Origin of the sequence: Ferrimicrobium sp. (assembly GCF_027364955.1) — a bacterium.
In the GTDB taxonomy this organism is placed as follows: Bacteria; Actinomycetota; Acidimicrobiia; order Acidimicrobiales; family Acidimicrobiaceae; genus Ferrimicrobium.
The window spans coordinates 24062-42019 of sequence record NZ_DAHXOI010000013.1 but is presented as its reverse complement, the minus strand read 5'-3'; the positions used below and the strand labels follow the sequence as shown (position 1 = coordinate 42019).

General features: G+C 58.2%; 15 protein-coding genes. All 15 read left to right on the top strand.

Features of this window, described 5'->3' with window-relative positions:
• Nucleotides 1–8 precede the first annotated feature (8 nt).
• The 15 genes from M7Q83_RS09530 (at nt 9) to M7Q83_RS09460 (ending at nt 17901) form a co-directional block, all read left to right on the top strand.
• On the top strand, nt 9–1289 hold the full coding sequence (locus tag M7Q83_RS09530; protein ID WP_298337942.1) for a mechanosensitive ion channel domain-containing protein: 1281 nt from the start codon (nt 9–11) through the stop codon (nt 1287–1289).
• A gap of 341 nt (nt 1290–1630) precedes the next feature.
• Nucleotides 1631–2335: a ubiquinone/menaquinone biosynthesis methyltransferase gene (locus M7Q83_RS09525; RefSeq protein WP_298337940.1), complete on the top strand. Its 705-nt coding sequence runs from the start codon at nt 1631–1633 to the stop codon at nt 2333–2335.
• Entirely contained in the window at nt 2332–3483 is a 1152-nt protein-coding gene (locus M7Q83_RS09520) for a chorismate-binding protein (RefSeq protein WP_298337938.1), read from the top strand. The genes M7Q83_RS09525 and M7Q83_RS09520 overlap by 4 nt, the downstream gene beginning before the upstream one ends.
• A gap of 11 nt (nt 3484–3494) precedes the next feature.
• Nucleotides 3495–6335: an excinuclease ABC subunit UvrA gene (uvrA, locus tag M7Q83_RS09515; protein WP_298337937.1), complete on the top strand. Its 2841-nt coding sequence runs from the start codon at nt 3495–3497 to the stop codon at nt 6333–6335.
• Nucleotides 6328–8208, top strand: coding sequence for an excinuclease ABC subunit UvrC (uvrC, locus tag M7Q83_RS09510; protein WP_298337935.1), 1881 nt, complete (start codon nt 6328–6330; stop codon nt 8206–8208). The genes uvrA and uvrC overlap by 8 nt, the downstream gene beginning before the upstream one ends.
• Before the next feature lie 2 nt (nt 8209–8210).
• Entirely contained in the window at nt 8211–8966 is a 756-nt protein-coding gene (locus M7Q83_RS09505; protein ID WP_298337933.1) for a class I SAM-dependent methyltransferase, read from the top strand.
• The gene (gene rapZ, locus M7Q83_RS09500; RefSeq protein ID WP_298337931.1) at nt 8963–9817 is read left to right on the top strand and encodes an RNase adapter RapZ; all 855 of its coding nucleotides are present in this window, start codon (nt 8963–8965) and stop codon (nt 9815–9817) included. Before M7Q83_RS09505 ends, rapZ begins: the two co-directional genes overlap by 4 nt.
• Nucleotides 9817–10701: a uridine diphosphate-N-acetylglucosamine-binding protein YvcK gene (gene yvcK, locus M7Q83_RS09495; RefSeq protein ID WP_298337929.1), complete on the top strand. Its 885-nt coding sequence runs from the start codon at nt 9817–9819 to the stop codon at nt 10699–10701. The genes rapZ and yvcK overlap by 1 nt, the downstream gene beginning before the upstream one ends.
• A 161-nt stretch (nt 10702–10862) precedes the next feature.
• Nucleotides 10863–11894: a type I glyceraldehyde-3-phosphate dehydrogenase gene (gene gap, locus M7Q83_RS09490; protein ID WP_298337927.1), complete on the top strand. Its 1032-nt coding sequence runs from the start codon at nt 10863–10865 to the stop codon at nt 11892–11894.
• On the top strand, nt 11891–13033 hold the full coding sequence (locus M7Q83_RS09485) for a phosphoglycerate kinase (protein ID WP_298337925.1): 1143 nt from the start codon (nt 11891–11893) through the stop codon (nt 13031–13033). The genes gap and M7Q83_RS09485 overlap by 4 nt, the downstream gene beginning before the upstream one ends.
• Nucleotides 13033–13845, top strand: a complete 813-nt coding sequence (gene tpiA, locus M7Q83_RS09480; protein ID WP_298337923.1) for a triose-phosphate isomerase — start codon at nt 13033–13035, stop codon at nt 13843–13845. Before M7Q83_RS09485 ends, tpiA begins: the two co-directional genes overlap by 1 nt.
• A 202-nt stretch (nt 13846–14047) precedes the next feature.
• Nucleotides 14048–14275, top strand: a complete 228-nt coding sequence (gene secG, locus M7Q83_RS09475) for a preprotein translocase subunit SecG (protein ID WP_298208213.1) — start codon at nt 14048–14050, stop codon at nt 14273–14275.
• A 112-nt stretch (nt 14276–14387) separates the two neighbouring features.
• Nucleotides 14388–15536, top strand: coding sequence for a sensor domain-containing diguanylate cyclase (locus M7Q83_RS09470; RefSeq protein WP_298337921.1), 1149 nt, complete (start codon nt 14388–14390; stop codon nt 15534–15536).
• The gene (locus tag M7Q83_RS09465) at nt 15536–16192 is read left to right on the top strand and encodes an HDOD domain-containing protein (protein ID WP_298337920.1); all 657 of its coding nucleotides are present in this window, start codon (nt 15536–15538) and stop codon (nt 16190–16192) included. The genes M7Q83_RS09470 and M7Q83_RS09465 overlap by 1 nt, the downstream gene beginning before the upstream one ends.
• A 38-nt stretch (nt 16193–16230) precedes the next feature.
• Nucleotides 16231–17901, top strand: coding sequence for a class I adenylate-forming enzyme family protein (locus tag M7Q83_RS09460; protein WP_298337918.1), 1671 nt, complete (start codon nt 16231–16233; stop codon nt 17899–17901).
• Nucleotides 17902–17958: the final 57 nt, after the last annotated feature.

Here is a 17958-nt window from a genome sequence, read left to right as displayed (position 1 = left end):
CGCAGAGGTTGAATAGCTTATTCCATGAGTACTTAAAGGCATTGCCGGCGCTAGCGGTGGCGTTGGTGCTGGGCGTTGCTGTTGCCTTTTTGATTATCCGTTTTACCCGTTGGATCAATGCGCGCCATCCGAACTCGGTGCGCACGGCTGCCTTACGGAGGTTGCGCGGCCCAACCAGGTCGTTGGTTCCGCTGCTATTGATGCTCGCATCGTTACATTATGTGAAGGTTTCAGTCGCTGCCGAGGTGGACATTCGCCACGCGATCTCCATTCTGCTGGTTGGAGTGGTTGCATGGGGGCTTGCGCGACTGGTCGAGGCAGTGGAGGATGCGATCCTCTACTACTACCACATCGATGCTGCCGATAACTTAAAGGCGAGGAGGTTGCAGACCCAGGTGCGAGTTTTTCGGCGGATTATCGTCGTTGTGATCGCTTTGATCGCTATCGCAGTCGCTCTGTTCTCCTTTCCATCGGTTCGACTCGCTGGCGCTGGCGTGTTGGCTTCGGCCGGCATCATCTCGATTATCGCCGGTATCGCCTCAAAGCCAGTGGCGTCAAACGTGATCGCGGGCATCCAGATCGCTATTTCTCAGCCGATCCGTCTTGACGATGTCGTCGTTATCGAAGGGCACTGGGGACGTGTCGAGGAGATATCGCTCACCTATGTCGTGGTCCGCGTCTGGGATCTGCGACGACTGGTGTTGCCTATCTCCTACTTCATCTCGAACCCCTTCGAGAACTGGACGAAGACGACCGCGGACATCCTCGGCATTGTCCATATCGAACTGGACTACACCGCCCCGGTTCCCACTATTCGCGAGCAGTTTCTCTCGATCCTTGCCTCCTCTCCTGACTGGGATGGCAGTGTGGCCCGCATGCAGGTCACACAGCTTGGGGTATCCACGATGCAACTCCGGTTTGTGATGAGTTCCCCCGATAGTTCAAGGTCATGGAACCTCGAGTGCGAGCTACGCGAGAAGATGATTCTCTTCCTGCAGCAGCAGTACCCAGAGGTACTACCGAGAGTGCGAGCTGAGATGGTTCCGAGTTCCTTGGGGACCCGCTTGAGCGCGTCCGATGCTCATACCAGCAGTAGTAGCGAGGATCAGAATGATCCAAGTATGTCCCAGCTCTTCAATGCGTCATTGATGCCAACTCCTGTCGCGAATTCGCAGAGTGACCAGACCGCAGTGGTACTCGATCCAAGTAGGTCCGAACTTTTTAATACGTCAACCATGCGGAGCACCCCTGCTCAGTCGGCAGAGCTAAGAGGTGGCGGTTCGGCCTAACTTCTCCTCGTCCCCAGCACGGGTTTGGGAGGTAACGGGAGACTAGAATGAGAGGGTGCGCGGAGTCGTTGCGCATAGAAAGTTGCGGAGATGATAGAGGCGTTCGTTCTGGCCCACCTACCTCGAGATGTTCTCGAGGGTCTCTTCGTGGTGGCCATCGGGGGGATGCTCGTGTCGGTGATACGCAAGGTCGCCTCTGGTGAGATGAGGGCGAACTCCTGCCCTCAGTGCCAGCGGCCTACGTCGTCGGCCTATCCTCGCTGTCGGCACTGTGGAGCTTCGTTGGTTTCCAGCGGAGCGTCGGGGAATCGTTCAACTCGGTGAAGGGTTGATCCGCTACGATGAAGCAAAACGATAGTGTGCTCCCTGATGAGGGTGCCAAGCAGCCATACGTTCGTGACATGTTCGACCGGATCGCGGGAACTTATGATGTGGTGAACCGACTGATGACTTTTGGCCTCGATCAAGGGTGGCGTGCTCACTTAGTGCGCGAGATGCACCTAGATCCCAAGGCGCGTGTCCTCGATCTGGCCTGTGGCACCGGAGATTTTCTTAAAGCCTGGTCGGCCAACGGTATGGACGCGTATGGACTCGATCTGTCCTATCGCATGTTGGAGAAGGCCAAGAGGTATGGACCGTTGGTCCAAGGCGTGGGGGAGGCGTTGCCCTTTGGAGACGCGAGTTTTGACGCGGTGAGTTCGGGATTCGCGGTCCGTAATTTCGCGGATTTCGCTGCTGTCTTGACCGAAGTACACCGGGTGTTGCGACCAGGAGGGGTGCTTGGCATCTTGGAGGTCGCAACGCCGAAGAGTCGTTTGGTGCGGGAGCTCCACGGTGTCTATTTTGGTTCGGTGGTGCCTCTTGTTGGGGGCCTGATCTCCGCCGATAGGAGCGCCTACCGCTATCTTCCTGAGTCGGTAGCGTATCTGCCGACGGATGAGCGCTTTCGTCAACTCCTGCAGCAGTCGGGTTTTACCCAGGTGCGACGTATCAACGTCGGATTGGGGGCGGCACAGCTTCTGATTGCTAGGCGGGGAGTGGAGTGAGGTTCCTCTCTGGACTATCGATGGTTGGGTCCTTTGGGTCTGGCCGGCTCTTTGGGTTTATCTCGACTCTGGAGGCGATGCATATCCCCTTCCAGATGGTTGAAGCTGCCGGTAGTCTCTACCTTGGTGTTGGCCAGCCTGAGGAGTGCACGCCCGAAGCAGGACTCGATCGACCGGGCCCGTGTTTTCTCTCGAGTGGGTTCTCGGTAACCGAGTCCTTCGCGTCGCGTTCGTATCCGGTTGTGTTGGTAGCTGGTAAGGATCGCCTGGAGGTTGACGTCTATGAGTCGTCGGCAAGAAGCGCCATGCGTCTCGGTATACTCGAGCTCGCCTCTCAGGTGCGGATGGTGCCCGCGGGACCGCTGCTACAAGGAGAACGGTCCCACGATGTTGGGGCTACTGCTGATCGCGTACGGCTCGCAAAGTTGGCTATCGAACAAGGTCAATTGACAAAGCTTGTCGTCACGGGTCGCGCGACCCAGTCCCTGACCGAGAGCTTTTCCGTTGGGGCGGCGCTTTCTCGGTTAAAAAAGGCACATCCGGCGAGCCATCTCTACTACGTCGACGGCTTTTTTGGGGCCTCGCCCGAGCTGGTAGCCGCCAAGTCCGGCCACCTCCTCTCGCTCCGCCCACTCGCTGGTACCGCCCTGCGGGGTGGTCAGGTGGCGCTCCTGAACTCTGCGAAGGACCTATTTGAGCATCGACTCATGGTCGAGCAGCTCCAGGACGATCTCAGCGGTTACGTGAAGGAGCTCGATATGCCGCGGGCGCCGGTTCTCTTCGATGCTGGACGACTGATCCATTTGGCCACCCCGATGCGGGGTCAGTTGCTACCCGGTGCGAATCTCGTGTCCGTGGTGCTCGCTATCGCACCGACTGCTGCTGTATCGGGTGTGCCGAGGACAACGGCGCTCGAAATGCTAGCGCAGATCGAGCCTTCTCGTGGGATGTACGCCGGGATTATCGGGATTACGGACCCGTTCGGTGACGGGGAAGTGTACCTGGCTATACGGGGTGCCTCCGCCTACCAGGGAACACTTGGGCTGGTCGCCGGTGCCGGCATTGTCGCTGATTCGCAAGCCGACGCTGAGGTGGCCGAGATCGAGGCAAAGTTTGATGTGGTCACTCGTGCCTTGAATCCACGTTAGGGTGGATACGTATGCCTGACATTCTACGGGTACGGGGTGCACGAGAGCATAACCTCAAAAATATTTCTGTGGACATTCCGAGGGATCGTCTTGTTGTCTTTACCGGCCTCTCCGGCTCTGGGAAGAGTTCGCTGGCCTTTGATACGATTTTTGCCGAGGGGCAGCGGCGCTATGTGGAGTCGCTTTCTTCCTATGCTCGTCAGTTCTTGGGGTTGATGGAGAAGCCGGATGTGGACTTCATCGAGGGTCTCTCTCCGGCGATATCTATCGACCAAAAAACCGCCTCGCATAACCCGCGCTCAACCGTCGCCACAGTGACTGAGATCTATGACTACCTGCGACTGCTGTTCGCTCGCATTGGGCACCCGCATTGCCCACAGTGTGGGTTGGAGGTATCCCAACAGACCCCGCAGGAGATCGTCGACCTTATCTCGTCGACTTTTGATGACCGTCGAATCATGATCGCAGCACCGGTCGTACAGGCACGCAAGGGTGAGTATCAATCGCTCCTTGATGACCTGACCAAGCAGGGTTTCGCCCGGGTAATGATCGATGACGAGCTTGTGGAACTGGCCGATCGCAAACAGGTAACACTTGAGCGCTACGAAGCGCACACGATCTCAGTGATCGTTGATCGACTTCGGGTCACGCCAGCAGATCTACGAAGGCTGATCGAGTCGACCGAGACAGCGCTTGGTGTTGCGCACGGCCGTGTTGACGTCCTTGAAGTTGGCGAAGATCGTCAAGTCGTGCGCGTAGAGCGGTACTCTGAGGAGTTGGCCTGTGTCGCTTGTGGCATCTCTCTGGGACACCTTGAACCGAGGAACTTCTCCTTTAACTCCCCCTTCGGAGCCTGTCCCGTCTGTTCGGGGTTGGGCATGCGATTCGAGGTTGATGAGGAACTTGTGTTGCCCGATGCTTCGCGTTCATTGGTGCAAGGCGCGGTTGCCCCCTTCGGCGCGCTCCGTGCCGACTACCTCGAGCACATGCTCGAACGAGTGGCCAAGGACTACAAGATTCCGCTCACCAAGCCGGTGGGTTCACTCGATGAGGAGCAGCGAAGGATCATCCTCTACGGAGTCGACGAGAAGGTGAGCCATGAGTACGTTGATCGGCGTGGTCGTGAGCGTTCCTATAGTTTTACCTATGAAGGCGTCGTCAACTTTTTGAAACGTCGTCATGCGGAGGTGGAGACTGACACCGCGCGGGCCATTATCGAATCCTACATGCGACAGGTGCCGTGTGAGGGCTGTGATGGGACGAGATTGAAGGCCGAGGCGCGTGCGGTTACCGTTGGTGGTATCGCGATCGATCAGTTGGTCGCTCTGCCCATCGGCGATGCACTGGCTCGGGTGATCGATTTCGATCTCGACGATCGCGAACGTCAGATCGCTGTCCAGATTTTGAAAGAGATCATTGCGCGGCTGCGCTTTCTCGTCGATGTTGGCCTCGACTACTTGACCCTAGCGCGCAGCGCGGTTACGCTATCCGGCGGCGAGGCGCAGCGGATTCGACTCGCCTCCCAGATTGGATCCGGACTCGCTGGAGTGCTCTACGTCCTTGACGAGCCCTCGATCGGTCTGCATCAACGCGATAACCATCGACTGATTGATACGCTCTTGAGACTCCGGGACCAGGGGAACACGGTGATTGTCGTTGAACATGACGAAGATACGATTCGAGCAGCGGATCATATCGTCGATATTGGCCCAGGCGCTGGCGAACACGGAGGAGAGGTCGTCTTCGAGGGTGGAGTAAAGGAGTTGCTGCGTTCCAAGACCTCGTTGACTGGCGCCTATCTTTCCGGCAAAAAGAGCGTTCCACTCCCTCCAACCCGACGAGAGGCAGTCCGCGGTTTCATTACCGTTCTCGGTGCGAGCGAACATAACTTGAAAGAGCTCGACGTAGCCTTTCCTGTCGGTCTCTTTACCTGCGTGACGGGGGTGGCTGGGTCTGGAAAGTCGACCTTGGTGAACGAGATCCTCTTTAAAGCTGCGCGCGCCCAGGTCAACCGATCTCGTGATGTCCCTGGTAGACATAAGGGTTTGACCGGTCTTGAGCTGATCGACAAAGTGATCGACATCGACCAATCGCCGATCGGTCGTACACCACGATCAAATCCTGCCACCTATACAGGGATGTTCGACCATGTCCGTAAGCTCTTTGCGGAGATGCCAGAGTCGCGGGCGCGTGGGTACAAGCCGGGTCGCTTCTCCTTCAATGTCAAGGGTGGAAGATGTGAAGCCTGTAGCGGGGAAGGCACCATTCGCATCGAGATGAACTTCTTGCCCGACGTCTTTGTCACCTGCGAGGCGTGTCATGGCGCTCGCTTTAACCGAGAGACGCTAGAGGTGACCTATCGCGAGCGTTCCATCGCAGATGTGCTGGCAATGCCGATCGAGGAGGCGCGTGAGTTCTTCGCTCGGCAGCCGCCGATTGTGCGGCATCTGATCACCTTGGATGAGGTTGGATTGGGCTATGTCCGGCTTGGACAGCCAGCGACGACGCTCTCAGGCGGTGAGGCCCAGAGGGTCAAGCTGGCGAGCGAGCTGGCGAGACGATCGACGGGTAAAACGCTCTATATTCTTGACGAGCCGACAACTGGACTGCACTTTGAGGATGTTCGTAAGCTTTTGGTCGTGCTCCACTCATTGGTCGATCAGGGTAACACGGTCGTCGTGATCGAACACAATCTTGACGTCATCAAGACGGCTGACTACCTCATCGATCTGGGGCCAGATGGAGGGGATCGTGGGGGACAAGTGCTGGCGACGGGGACACCGGAGGAGGTGGCACGTGCTTCCATTAGCTACACAGGGCAGTTTTTAGCGCCGTTGTTGCATCGTGATTGAGCGCCTCGAAAAGTCCTCCATCCCTGACCAACCCGGCTCCTATCAGTTCCGAGATGCCGAAGGCAGGGTGATCTATGTTGGCAAGGCTAAGTCCCTCCGCTCCCGTGTTTCGAGTTATTTTGTTAACCCACAGAGCCTGACGGGTAAAACGCGAGCGATGTTAGCGGTGGCGGAGTCGGTCACCTGGATCACGGTGGCGACTGACGCCGAGGCGTTCATGCTCGAGTACTCGCTCATCAAGGAGCACCGACCGCGCTATAACATCAGATTGCGCGATGACAAGAGTTATCCGATGATTGCGGTCACCACAAATGAGGAGTGGCCGCGGGCAATGCTTGTGCGTGGAGCCCGCCGCCCAAAGGTGCGCTATTTTGGCCCCTATGTGAGTTCAGGTGCCGCCAGAGAGACCCTTGAACTGCTGCTGCGAGCGTTGCCACTGCGAAGCTGCTCACCCGCTAAGTTAGCTCGCCACACACGTGACGGGCGTCCTTGTCTGTATTATCACATCGGTCGCTGCGCTGGCCCGTGTATTGGTGCGGTGACGCACGCGGAGTACAGCGATATGGTGGAGAGGGTCTCCCAGTTTCTTGGGGGGCAAGGGGCACAGCTTGCCGAGGGGATCACGGCCAAGATGCGGCAAGCCGCTGCGGACCTTGAATTTGAACAGGCGGCACGATTCCGAGACCAGCTGCAGGCGATCACGAGTGTCCTCGAGCGACAGGAGATGGTCATCAGTCGCGATGGTGACCTCGATGTTTTTGGATTCAACGCCGATGAACTCGAGGTCAGTCTTCAGGCGCTACGGGTTCGTGCTGGTCGCGTCGTTGGCACCAACGGTATCGTCGTCGATCTGGTAGAGGACTTCACTGAAGCGGAGATGCTCACGCGGGTGATCGAGCTTTACTATGCGGAGAAGGCCTTCGATTATCCGTCGCGAGTGATCCTCCCGGCCCCCATCGCTGACCAAGAGCGACTTGAGCGTCTCTTGAGTGAGCTTGCCGGTAGGAGAGTGGTGTGTAGTACCGGTAGGCGGGGTCGGCCCCGCGCCCTTGTGGCGACGGCGACGGAGAATGCACGTCAGGAGTTCCGACGACACCGCATGCATCGGGCGACGGACCATAACGCCCGTGCCGAGGCGCTCGTCGATCTACGGGAGCGACTTGGCCTCCGCGAAGCACCGCTACGTATCGAGTGCTATGACATGAGTCATCTGCAGGGCACCAACTATGTCGGCTCGATGGTGGTGATGGAGGATGGGCTCATGAAAAATCGGGACTACCGTCATTTCAGCGTCTCCATTCCAAAGAACGATGACTTCGCCGCTATGGAGGAGGTCTTGCGTCGGCGCCTGGCAAGACTGGTCGCAGAGGAGCCCGAGACACTCGATCGGAGTAGGCGTTTCGCCTATCGGCCGAACCTGATCCTACTCGATGGTGGTGCTGGCCAGCTGTCCGTTGGCAGCAAAGTCTTCGCAGAGCTCGGTTTGAGTGAGACGATCGAGCTTGCCTCGCTGGCCAAGAGTTTTGAGGAGGTCTATCGTCCCGAGTTGAGTGAGCCCCTGCGTCTGCCGCGCGGCAGTCAGGCACTGTACCTGTTGCAGACACTTCGGGACGAGTCGCACCGCTTTGCGATTACCTATCATCGACGCCGACGCACGATCACCGCCGAACAGTCGATTCTTGACCAAATACCTGGTCTTGGGCCAAAACGCAGAGCCAGGCTGTTGGAGCACTATGGCTCGGTCTTTGAGATCGCGCAAGCCTCGCCGGCGGATCTTGTCGCGACCAGAATCGTCCCCGAGGCGGTGGCCACGCAACTTCTTGAGCAACTGACTAAAGTCTACGGTACGAAGAGCAGCTCAAGCGAGGAGTAAAGGTGGATCTCGAAGCGTTTCGTTCGCTGCCGGAGTGGCCAATGATCTTGCGTGACTCGTGGGAGACCAATGCAGGTTGGTGGCAGGCAGGATTTACAGAGGGAAGTGACGTCGAGTACGAGGAACAGATCAAGCCGATCGTTCGTGTCGGTCTCGGCGGTGCTCATCGTATCCTCGATCTCGGTGGAGGTGACGGGCAGTTGGCTCGGGTTCTCGCCGCGGATGGCGCAAGTACCGTGGTGCTCGATAGTTCTGCAGCCCAGCTACAGACGGCGCATCATCGAGGCTCCTCTGTGGTGCTAGCGACCGGTGCAGCGTTGCCATTTCGCGATGGCAGTTTCGACGGCGTACTCATCTGTTTGGTGCTCGAGCATGTGGTGGAACTCGATGAGGTTCTCGCTGAGGTAGCTCGAGTGCTCGAACCAGGTGGCCGGTTCCTGCTGATGCTCAATCATCCGATTTTGCAGACACCGGGCTCGGGTTTCATCGATGATGTCGATCTCGGCGAGCAGTATTGGCGTCTTGGCCCTTATCTGCGAGAAGACATCCAGATGGAGGAGGTCGATGCCCAGATTTTTGTCCCCTTTGTGCATCGACCACTCTCTCGCTACCTCAATGGAGCCAGTGCGCGAGGTTTGATGCTGGTGAGGATGGAGGAGCCGCCACCGCCCCCCGGGTTCGTTGCGAGAGCCGAAGAGTATCTCCAAGTCCAGGAGTATCCGCGGCTCCTGGTGCTCCACTTTGAGCGACGCCCATGAGTCAGCTTGTCGTCGTCGCTGGGATGTCGGGAGCCGGGCGCTCCACTGCTGGTGCCGCACTCGAGGATGCGGGATGGTTCGTCATCGATAATCTTCCGTTGTCGCTGATCTCGAAGGTCGTTGAACTGGGGACACAAGGGAGTATCGAGAAACTAGCGTTGGTGCTCGGGTACCCCTCGAACAACAACTTTGATCAGCTGGTTGAGCTTATCGACGAGCTCAAGGCCGCCCCGATTGCTGTCCATGTGATTTTTCTTGAGGCACGGGATGATGTGCTGATCTCGCGATTTGAGGGGACGAAACGACGGCATCCGATGGCCGCGGAAGGACTCGCACCGGCGATCGCGCTCGAGCGAGTAGCGCTTGCAAAGGTGCGGAATCTTGCTGATGTCATTGTCGAAACCTCCAACCTCAGTGTGCACGACCTCCGTGCGCAGACGTTGGAGCTCGCTGACCCCACGGCCCTTCGTCAGCGGTTGCAGGTCCAAGTGACCTCCTTTGGCTACAAGTATGGAATCCCACTGGACGCCGATTTGGTGTTTGACGCTCGCTTTCTTCCTAATCCCTACTGGTATTCGCAGCTGCGAGCGAAATCCGGCCTGGATGAGGAGGTGCGCACGTTTGTGCTGGCACAGCCGGATACGGAACCCTTTCTTGAGCACCTTTGGCCGCTTATCGAGTTCCTGCTCCCGCGTTTCGTGACGGAGGGCAAGGCCTACCTCAACGTGGCTATTGGCTGCACCGGAGGGCGCCATCGCTCGGTTGTCGTCGCCGATGTGGTGGCTCGACGTATTGGGCAAGCCGGCTTTCCTGTGTTGCTCTCGCATCGGGATTTGGAGCACAGCGAGTAATGCGTGCCGTGGCGCTGGGAGGAGGCCATGGTCTGGCGGCCTCGCTGGAGGCCCTGCGTATGATCGCCGACGAGGTGACGGCCATCGTTGGGGTCGCTGACAACGGTGGTTCAAGTGGCCGATTGCGGCAGCTTTGGCGCGACTGTCCGGCGCTTGGCGATGCGCGCCTAACTGTTTCAAACCTCGTAGGGGTCGATTCAGGACTCGGTGAGCTCCTAGAGTACCGGTTCCAAACGGGCGAACTGGCTGGCCACGCGCTTGGCAACTTGGTCCTCTTTGGTCTTCTCGAGAAAACCGGCAGTCTCGATGCGGCGCTCCAATATCTTGGATCACTCGGCAATCTGCATGAACGAGTACTGCCTGCAAGCAATGCAGCGCTCGAGCTTCGTGGCGTAGATCGAGCTGGTCAGCCGTTGCTGGGACAACTCGCCGTCCATTGGTCTCCGTCGGTTGCGCGGGTCTGGGTGGTCCCGGAGGTCCCTCCGCTCGCGGAGGTGACCAAGGAGCTGATGATGGCCGATCTGGTCGTGCTCGGCCCGGGGTCACTCTACACCAGTGTGTTGGCGACTGCGCTAGCTCCAGGGCTTCTAGCTGCTCTCGAAGAGACGCGAGCGGTTGTGGTCTTTGTCGCGAACCTCGCTCCTCAAGAGGCTGAGACGCGTGACTATGATGAGGAGATGACCGTCCACGCCCTGTTGGATCACGGCATCCGTCCGGATGTGGTCCTTGTCCACCGTGCTCGGACTCCGGACGCCGCTCCGATGGACCTCGCTCGAGACGGTGTGATGCACGTGTGGGAGGGGCCGCTCAGCGATGATGGGGTGGGGCATGCTCCGCTTTTGCTAGCGCAAGCCCTCGATTGGGCCGCCCACCTCCAGCGCTGAACGGCTGCGCAGGTTCCGAGGAATGCCGATGCGGGGTGGAGCGCCGCTAGAGTTGACCCGTACCGAGATGGTTGAGGGGTAATCGAGGAGCAGACCGTCGCCTAACGTGGGTGCAGCGGAATTTTGATAACGGCTGATCGATGAGACGACAAGGGGGCCGAATGGCATATCGTGTAGCAATTAATGGTTTTGGACGGATCGGGCGTAGCTTTGTCAGGGCGGTGGTGGCCGGCAATCAACCCGTTGAGATTGTAGCGATCAATGACCTCACTTCGCCGAGTGTGAACGCGCACCTGTTGGCTCACGACTCTACGCAAGGGCGTTTCCCTGGGGAGGTACGCCTCGACGGTGGCGATCTAGTCGCTGGCGATCAGCGAATGCGGGTGCTCAGCGAACGTGACCCCGCCGCGCTTCCGTGGGGAGATCTTGGCGTCGATTGCGTGATTGAGTCGACGGGCATCTTCACCGACGGTGAGCGTGCTGCCGCTCACCTTCGTGCGGGCGCCAAGCGGGTGGTGATCTCTGCACCGGCCACCAACGTGGACGGAACCTTTGTGATGGGTGTCAATGACGCCCAATATGATCCAGAGCGGCACAAGATCATCTCCAACGCCTCGTGCACGACGAACTGCTTCGTGCCGATGATCAAGGTACTAGAGGACTCCTTTGGGGTGAATCAAGGCCTGATGACGACGGTCCACGCCTATACCAACGATCAGAACTTGTTGGACCTACCGCATACGGATCTTCGGCGGGCGAGAGCCGCTGCGGTGAACATCGTTCCAACGTCGACTGGCGCGGCCCGGGCGACGTCACTGGTGATACCGGCGATGCAAGGACGGCTCGATGGGGTCGCGATTCGTGTCCCCGTCGCTGACGGTTCGCTTACCGACGTGACGGCGGTGGTGCGTGGCTCCTGCACGGCGGAGGAGGTGAACCGTGCGTTCCACGAGGCGGCACGCCATGGGGACCTCGCCAACGTGCTGGTCTACTCAGAGGAGCCCCTTGTGTCTACCGATATCGTCGGTTCACCCGCTTCATGTACCTTCGATTCGTTGCTCACTAAGGTGCTTGACCTTGGGAATGATACGAGCTTGGTAAAGATTTTTGGCTGGTATGACAACGAGTGGGGTTATTCATCGCGCTTGGTTGATCTCGCCATGCTGGTAGGGAAAGGTATTGGTAGCCTGTGACGCCATCGGCGATTCCAAGTATCGATGATCTGACGTTGAGCCCTGGGCGGCGGGTGCTGTTGCGCGCGGACTTGAATGTCCCGCTTCGTAGTGGACCTGATGGCACCCAAGTGGTCACCGATCAGTTTCGTATCGAGGCCGCCCTCCCAACGATCGAACGGTTGCGGGCATCCGGTGCGGAGGTGGTGGTGTGCTCCCATCTTGGAAGACCCAAGGGTTACGACCCGACGCTCACGATGGAGCCCGTGCGCGCGATTATCGCGGCCCACTTTCCAGAGGTCGAGGTATTAGAGAACTTGCGCTTTGATCCAAGGGAGGAGGCGAATGATCCCGTGTTCGCGGCTCAGCTCGCCAACGGATTCGATGCCTATGTCAACGATGCGTTCGGAGTCTCTCACCGACGTCATGCCTCGATCGTCGGGGTCCCACCATTGCTGGAGTCAGCCGGTGGTATCACCTTGCTGGAGGAGGTCAAGCATCTGACACTGTTGCTTGAGATGCCAGCACGTCCCTACGTGGCCGTGCTGGGTGGAGCAAAGGTCTCCGACAAGCTCGGTCTGCTCAATGCGCTGGTGCAACAGGTGGACACCCTGCTCGTTGGTGGCGGCATGTGTTTTACCTTTCTCGCTGCCGAGGGTCTTGAGGTCGGTGATTCCTTGGTCGAGGAACAGATGATTGATCAGTGCCAGCATCTGCTGGCAACGGGGAAAGTGGTGCTCCCCGTCGACGTCATGGGACTTGCGACGAGTGACAGTTTTGGACCGAATGGTGGAGCGAGCGAGGCGCAGCGCTTTGGACTCGGTGTGCCCGCAGGTTATCGAGGACTTGACATCGGCGCGGCGACGGTTGAGCGTTTTAGTGAAGTCCTGGTCGGGGCTCGTTCAATCCTCTGGAATGGGCCGATGGGGGTCTTTGAAGATCCCCGATTCCGATCGGGAACCGATGGAGTTGCCGCGGCGATCGGACGCTCTGATGCCTACAGTGTCGTCGGTGGTGGCGACTCAGTCGCCGCACTGCATCAGGCAGGGTTGGCCCACAACGTATCGCATCTGTCCACCGGCGGTGGGGCGACACTCGAGTATCTTGAACACGGAGACCTGGTAGGGTTGGCCGCCTTACGCCATTCAAGGGAGCCTTGATGAGCCGCAAGTATGACGATCTCGTACCCAACCCAGATCCGGTGAGTCATCGAGTACGGCTTATCTCGGCGAATTGGAAGATGAATCTCAATCATCTTGAGGCGATCGCGCTGGTGCAGAAGCTGTACCACCTTTTGCGACCCGAAGATTTTCGGTACGCCGAGATCAGCATCCACCCCCCCTTCACCTCGTTACGTTCGCTACAGCTCAGTTTTGAGGCCGATCGAATGCCATTTACGCTTGGTGCTCAGAACGTCTCTGACGAGCCCTCTGGTGCGTTCACCGGAGAGGTGTCCGCATCGATGCTTGCCAAGCTCGGTGTGGGTTATGTCATTGTCGGACACTCTGAACGTCGTCGTCTTTTTGGTGAGACCTCCGAGGAGGTGGCTCGTAAGGCGATCGCCGTCCAGGCAATGGGGATGCGTCCAATCATCTGCATCGGAGAATCGAGTGAACAACGTCAGGCAGACCAGACGCTGCAGGTGCTCACCGACCAACTCGATCCGGTGCTTAGCACCTATCCAGTCAAGGCTCTCGAGGGGATTGTGATCGCGTACGAGCCGATCTGGGCGATAGGGTCTGGCGAACCGGCCGATCCAGAGGTGGTCGAGGAGGTTGGTGGATCTCTTCGCCAACTGCTGACGGAGCGAGTCGGATCAGCGACGGCCGCACAGATCCGCCTTCAGTATGGAGGATCCGTGCATCCGGGGAATGCCCACGAGTTCATGAGTCTTGGGGCGATCGATGGTCTTTTAGTTGGAGGCGCTAGCCTGGATGCAGATACTTTTGCCCAGTTGGTCAAGAGTTGCTAGCTCAGGAGATGGCGAATGAGTTGGACTAGACTAGCAGGTGCGAGCTGGTCCAGAACAAGGTTGCTTGAAGCTGGCTCGAACAGGGCTGGCTCGAACAGGGCTGGCTCGAACAGGGCTGGCGCGAACAAGGTTGGCTCGAACAGGGCAGTCGCCGGTTGTGCATCCGCCTGACGGATGATGTGGAGATTTGATTGGAGATTCGGTGTTAACAGCGATTCTGGTGGTTCTTGAGGTAGCGTCCTCGCTGGGGATGCTTGTCTTTGTTCTTCTCCACTCTGGCAAGGGCGGTGGGCTGTCGGATCTCATGGGGGGTAGTGTCGGCTCGGCTGCTGCGGGCTCTACGGTGGCTGAACAGAACCTCGATCGAATCACGATCGTGTTGGCCTGTATCTTTGCATTTTCGGCCGTAGCGCTGGGGCTGAGGCTCTAAAGCTCCGGTCTCGAGTACACACGGGCACTCTTGGGCCTTCGTGCGTACCTTGCGGGCGAGCTTTGATGGGGTTTCTCAGTTAATGATCAGGCTTTTCTGCCGATAAGGCAGTATGGATGAGTCGTTGGTTCGGTACTTGGAGGTACTGCAAAGACCGTTGGCACTGGTGGAGGCAGACCGGGTGCGATGGGCGAACAGTGCGCTAGCGGATCTGCTTGCCGTAGCCCGCGAGGATCTAGTTGACAGCACTCTTCCTATCGTGGGTGGACTCAACCTCGATCGCATCCGTCGTAGTTCCACTGAGGTCGCACTCCGACATACGACTGGTTATCTTCTCGATGTGGTGGTCACCACGACTCTCGTCTCAACAACGACTTGGATGTTGGAGTTTGCCATGGCCGACTACGAGGATCATAAGAGCGCGGATTATTTCCGTAAGCTTCAAGCGCTCGCTGACAACCTGCCCATCGGGATCCTCATCTCGGAGACGGGTTTGCGGATCGGTTACGTGAATAACTCCTTGGCGACTATCTTTGGCTTGATACCGTCGGATATGTTAGGAATGGGCTGGCTGGATGCATTTGCTGAGCAGGATCGAGGGATGCTCCGGGGACTCGCACTCACGGCTTTGACTGGGGTCCCGGTCCGTACCACCATGGTGGTCTCGACTCAACACATCGACCTACGCACACTCGATATTGCGTTGATTCCAGTCACCTCACGCGATGCCAGTGTCTCCTTCATCGGTACGATACAGGATGTGACCGAACAGGTCGCCAACGAAGCTCGTCTAAGTTTTGAGGTTGACCACGATGCACTGACGGGATTGGCAAACCGACGGCGGCTTGAGAGCGATATCACCGACCGCCTAGCGCGTCTGTCGAGCGGGGAGCTCAAAGGAGCCATGATTGGATTCTGTGATATTGATAACTTCAAGCTGATCAACGACACCTTGGGCCATCTCGCTGGAGATCGTGTCCTTATCGAGGTGGCCGATCGGCTCCAAGAGGCTGGCCTAGCTGCCTATCGATTTGCTGGTGACGAGTTCGTTGTCTTGATCGATGAGGATCCTCGATCAGTTCGCGAGATCGAGATGGTGTTGGCTGACACGATCTCGAATGCCATTGCCATCGGCACCGCCTTCCTTACTGTGAACACCTCTGTTGGTGTCACACCGATTGAGGCGGGGGATACGGCGAGCGAGGTGATCCGCAAAGCGGATCGTGCGATGTATGCCCGTAAGCAGATGAGGGCTTCGTAGTGCGCAGTATTGAGGTGGCACTTGCTGGGGTCGCTAACGGTGAGTTGCTCGCTGAAATCATGGCGGCAGTCGGGGACGAGTCGGTTGGTTTTCACGAGATCGCTGATCTGGTGACGCGTGACAGTGTGTTGGCGACAGAGGTGATGCGGGTAGCGAACTCTCGCTACTACGGGTTGGCTGGTATCGTACAATCCTTGCAGTTCGCCTGCTCGGTCGTTGGTGTACTCGGGTTACGAAGCATTACTCTCAGCGAATTAGGTCGGCGTGGAGGGCACTGTCCCAATGAACTCAATCTTATGAGCCAAGCCATCGCAACGAAGGCGGGGGTTCGGGCTGAGGCCGAGGGGTTCGATGCCCAGGTAGCGATCGCCGCTGGACTAGTGGTCAACTTAGGGCTGGTGTTGATAGCCCAGCAGGACCCGGTTGGATTTGTCGAGCTGGGTCAGTTGCCCCCTTTGCAACGTGAGGCCTTTGAACGTGAGCACTATGGGGAGACGAGCGCCGAGATTACGATGCGAGCCCTACAACACTGGTGCTTTCCCGATGCCTTTATTGCTTCTGTCGGCCAGCAGGGCGATGATCGGCTCGGTTCCATTCTTCGCGAGGTGATCGAAGAGGTCCAGGCTCACGCCGATTGGGATGTTGTCTCATCCTGATCCCTCGAAGTGCGATGGGGTAGGCTACGATTGGGGCTATGGGTTTGTATCGTTTGGACTTCGCAGATTTGCTGTTGCAGCGTGCGTCTTCCCCGTTTGAACTCGAGGTTCTCCCCAACGGGAAACGACGCTATCGACACGTACCGCGGTCGATGGCGGCGACCATGGAGTACTTCGATCGCTTTGGAGAACGCGAATACCTAGTTTTTGAGGATCAACGCGTCACCTACGCTGAGGCCAAGGAACGCATCATTGGCATCATCAGAGCCTTCGAAGCTATGGGGCTTGAGCCCGGAGACCGCGTCGCTATTGCGATGCGGAATTTTCCGGAGTGGGTGTTTAGCTTCTTTGCCATTACGGCTGCTGGGTTGATTGCGGTTCCGCTGAACGCCTGGTGGTCGGTGGACGAACTGGTCTATGGCCTCACCGATTCGGGAGCCAAGCTCGCTATCCTCGATGAGGAGCGGGCGGCGATGCTCCAGGGCCGGGTTGCGATGAACCTATGGCTACGCGGTGATACCGAGCTGTCACTTGCCCCGTCGTTGGCGCTGCTCGACGATCGAGTACGGGATGGGGCGTCACGAGAAGGGATGATCCGCGAGGTCGGAGGTGCTGGGCCAGCTGCTATCTTCTACACGTCGGGGACCACTGGTCGACCCAAAGGAGTGGTCCTGGGGCACGAGAACCTCCTCCAAGCACTTTTTAACGCCCTCTATTTGGGTGCCCGTACAGTGCTACGAGCGGGAGGTGATCTGTCGGAGAGCCAAGATCAAGCGGTGAACTTGGTGAGTATTCCTCTTTTCCATGTGACTGGCTGTGTGGCCATTCTTCTGCCTGGAACCGCTACCGGGGCGAAGTTGGTGTTGAGCCGCCGATTCGACGCGCTCGAGGCTCTGGCGTTGATCGAGCGTGAACGGGTGACGTCTTTTGGTGGAGTCCCCACGGTTGCCCAACAGATTCTGCGCCATCCGGACCGTGACCGGTTCGATCTGTCGTCGGTCAAGGTGGTGAGCTATGGCGGTGCCCCATCAGCCCCCGAACTCGTTCGAATGATCGGACGGACTTCAGCCGAGATGATGCCCGGTAATGGCTATGGCCTCACGGAGACTGCAGGTCTGGTGACCTTTAACAATGGCACATCCTATCAAGAACGACCGAGCTCGGCAGGTCCGCCGGTACCGGTTACCGACATCAAGATAGTGGACTCGTTGGGAGACGAGGCAGATGACGGTGAGGCAGGTGAGCTCTTGGTGCGTGGTCCGACCGTCTTTGGGGAGTACTGGGGAAAGCTGGCTGAAACGCAGGCGGTCTTCGAGGGGGACTGGTTCCGCACCGGTGATATTGCGACGATCGATAGCGATGGTTACCTGACGATTGTGGATCGCCTGAAGGATCTCATCATCCGAGGTGGCGAGAATGTGGCTACCGTCGAGGTGGAGAATGCTATCTTTGAGTATCCTGAGGTGGAGGATGTCGCGGTTTTTGGTTATCCCGATGAGATCCTTGGTGAACGCGTAGCGGCGGTGGTGGTCACGCGGGCGTCGTCCTTCGATCCTGATGCGCTCCGTGCTTTCCTCTCGACGAGGCTGGCGGCCTTTCAAGTTCCTGACATCATCGAGGTTCGACGGAGGGCCCTACCGCGTAACGCGGCCGGGAAACTTCTCAAACGCAGCCTCCGTGAGGAGTACTTTCACCAAGAGTCGAGGTGATGTAGTCCTGCCAGAGGAGATCATCACGCTCGTTGGATCCTTGACGGTCGGGAGCTT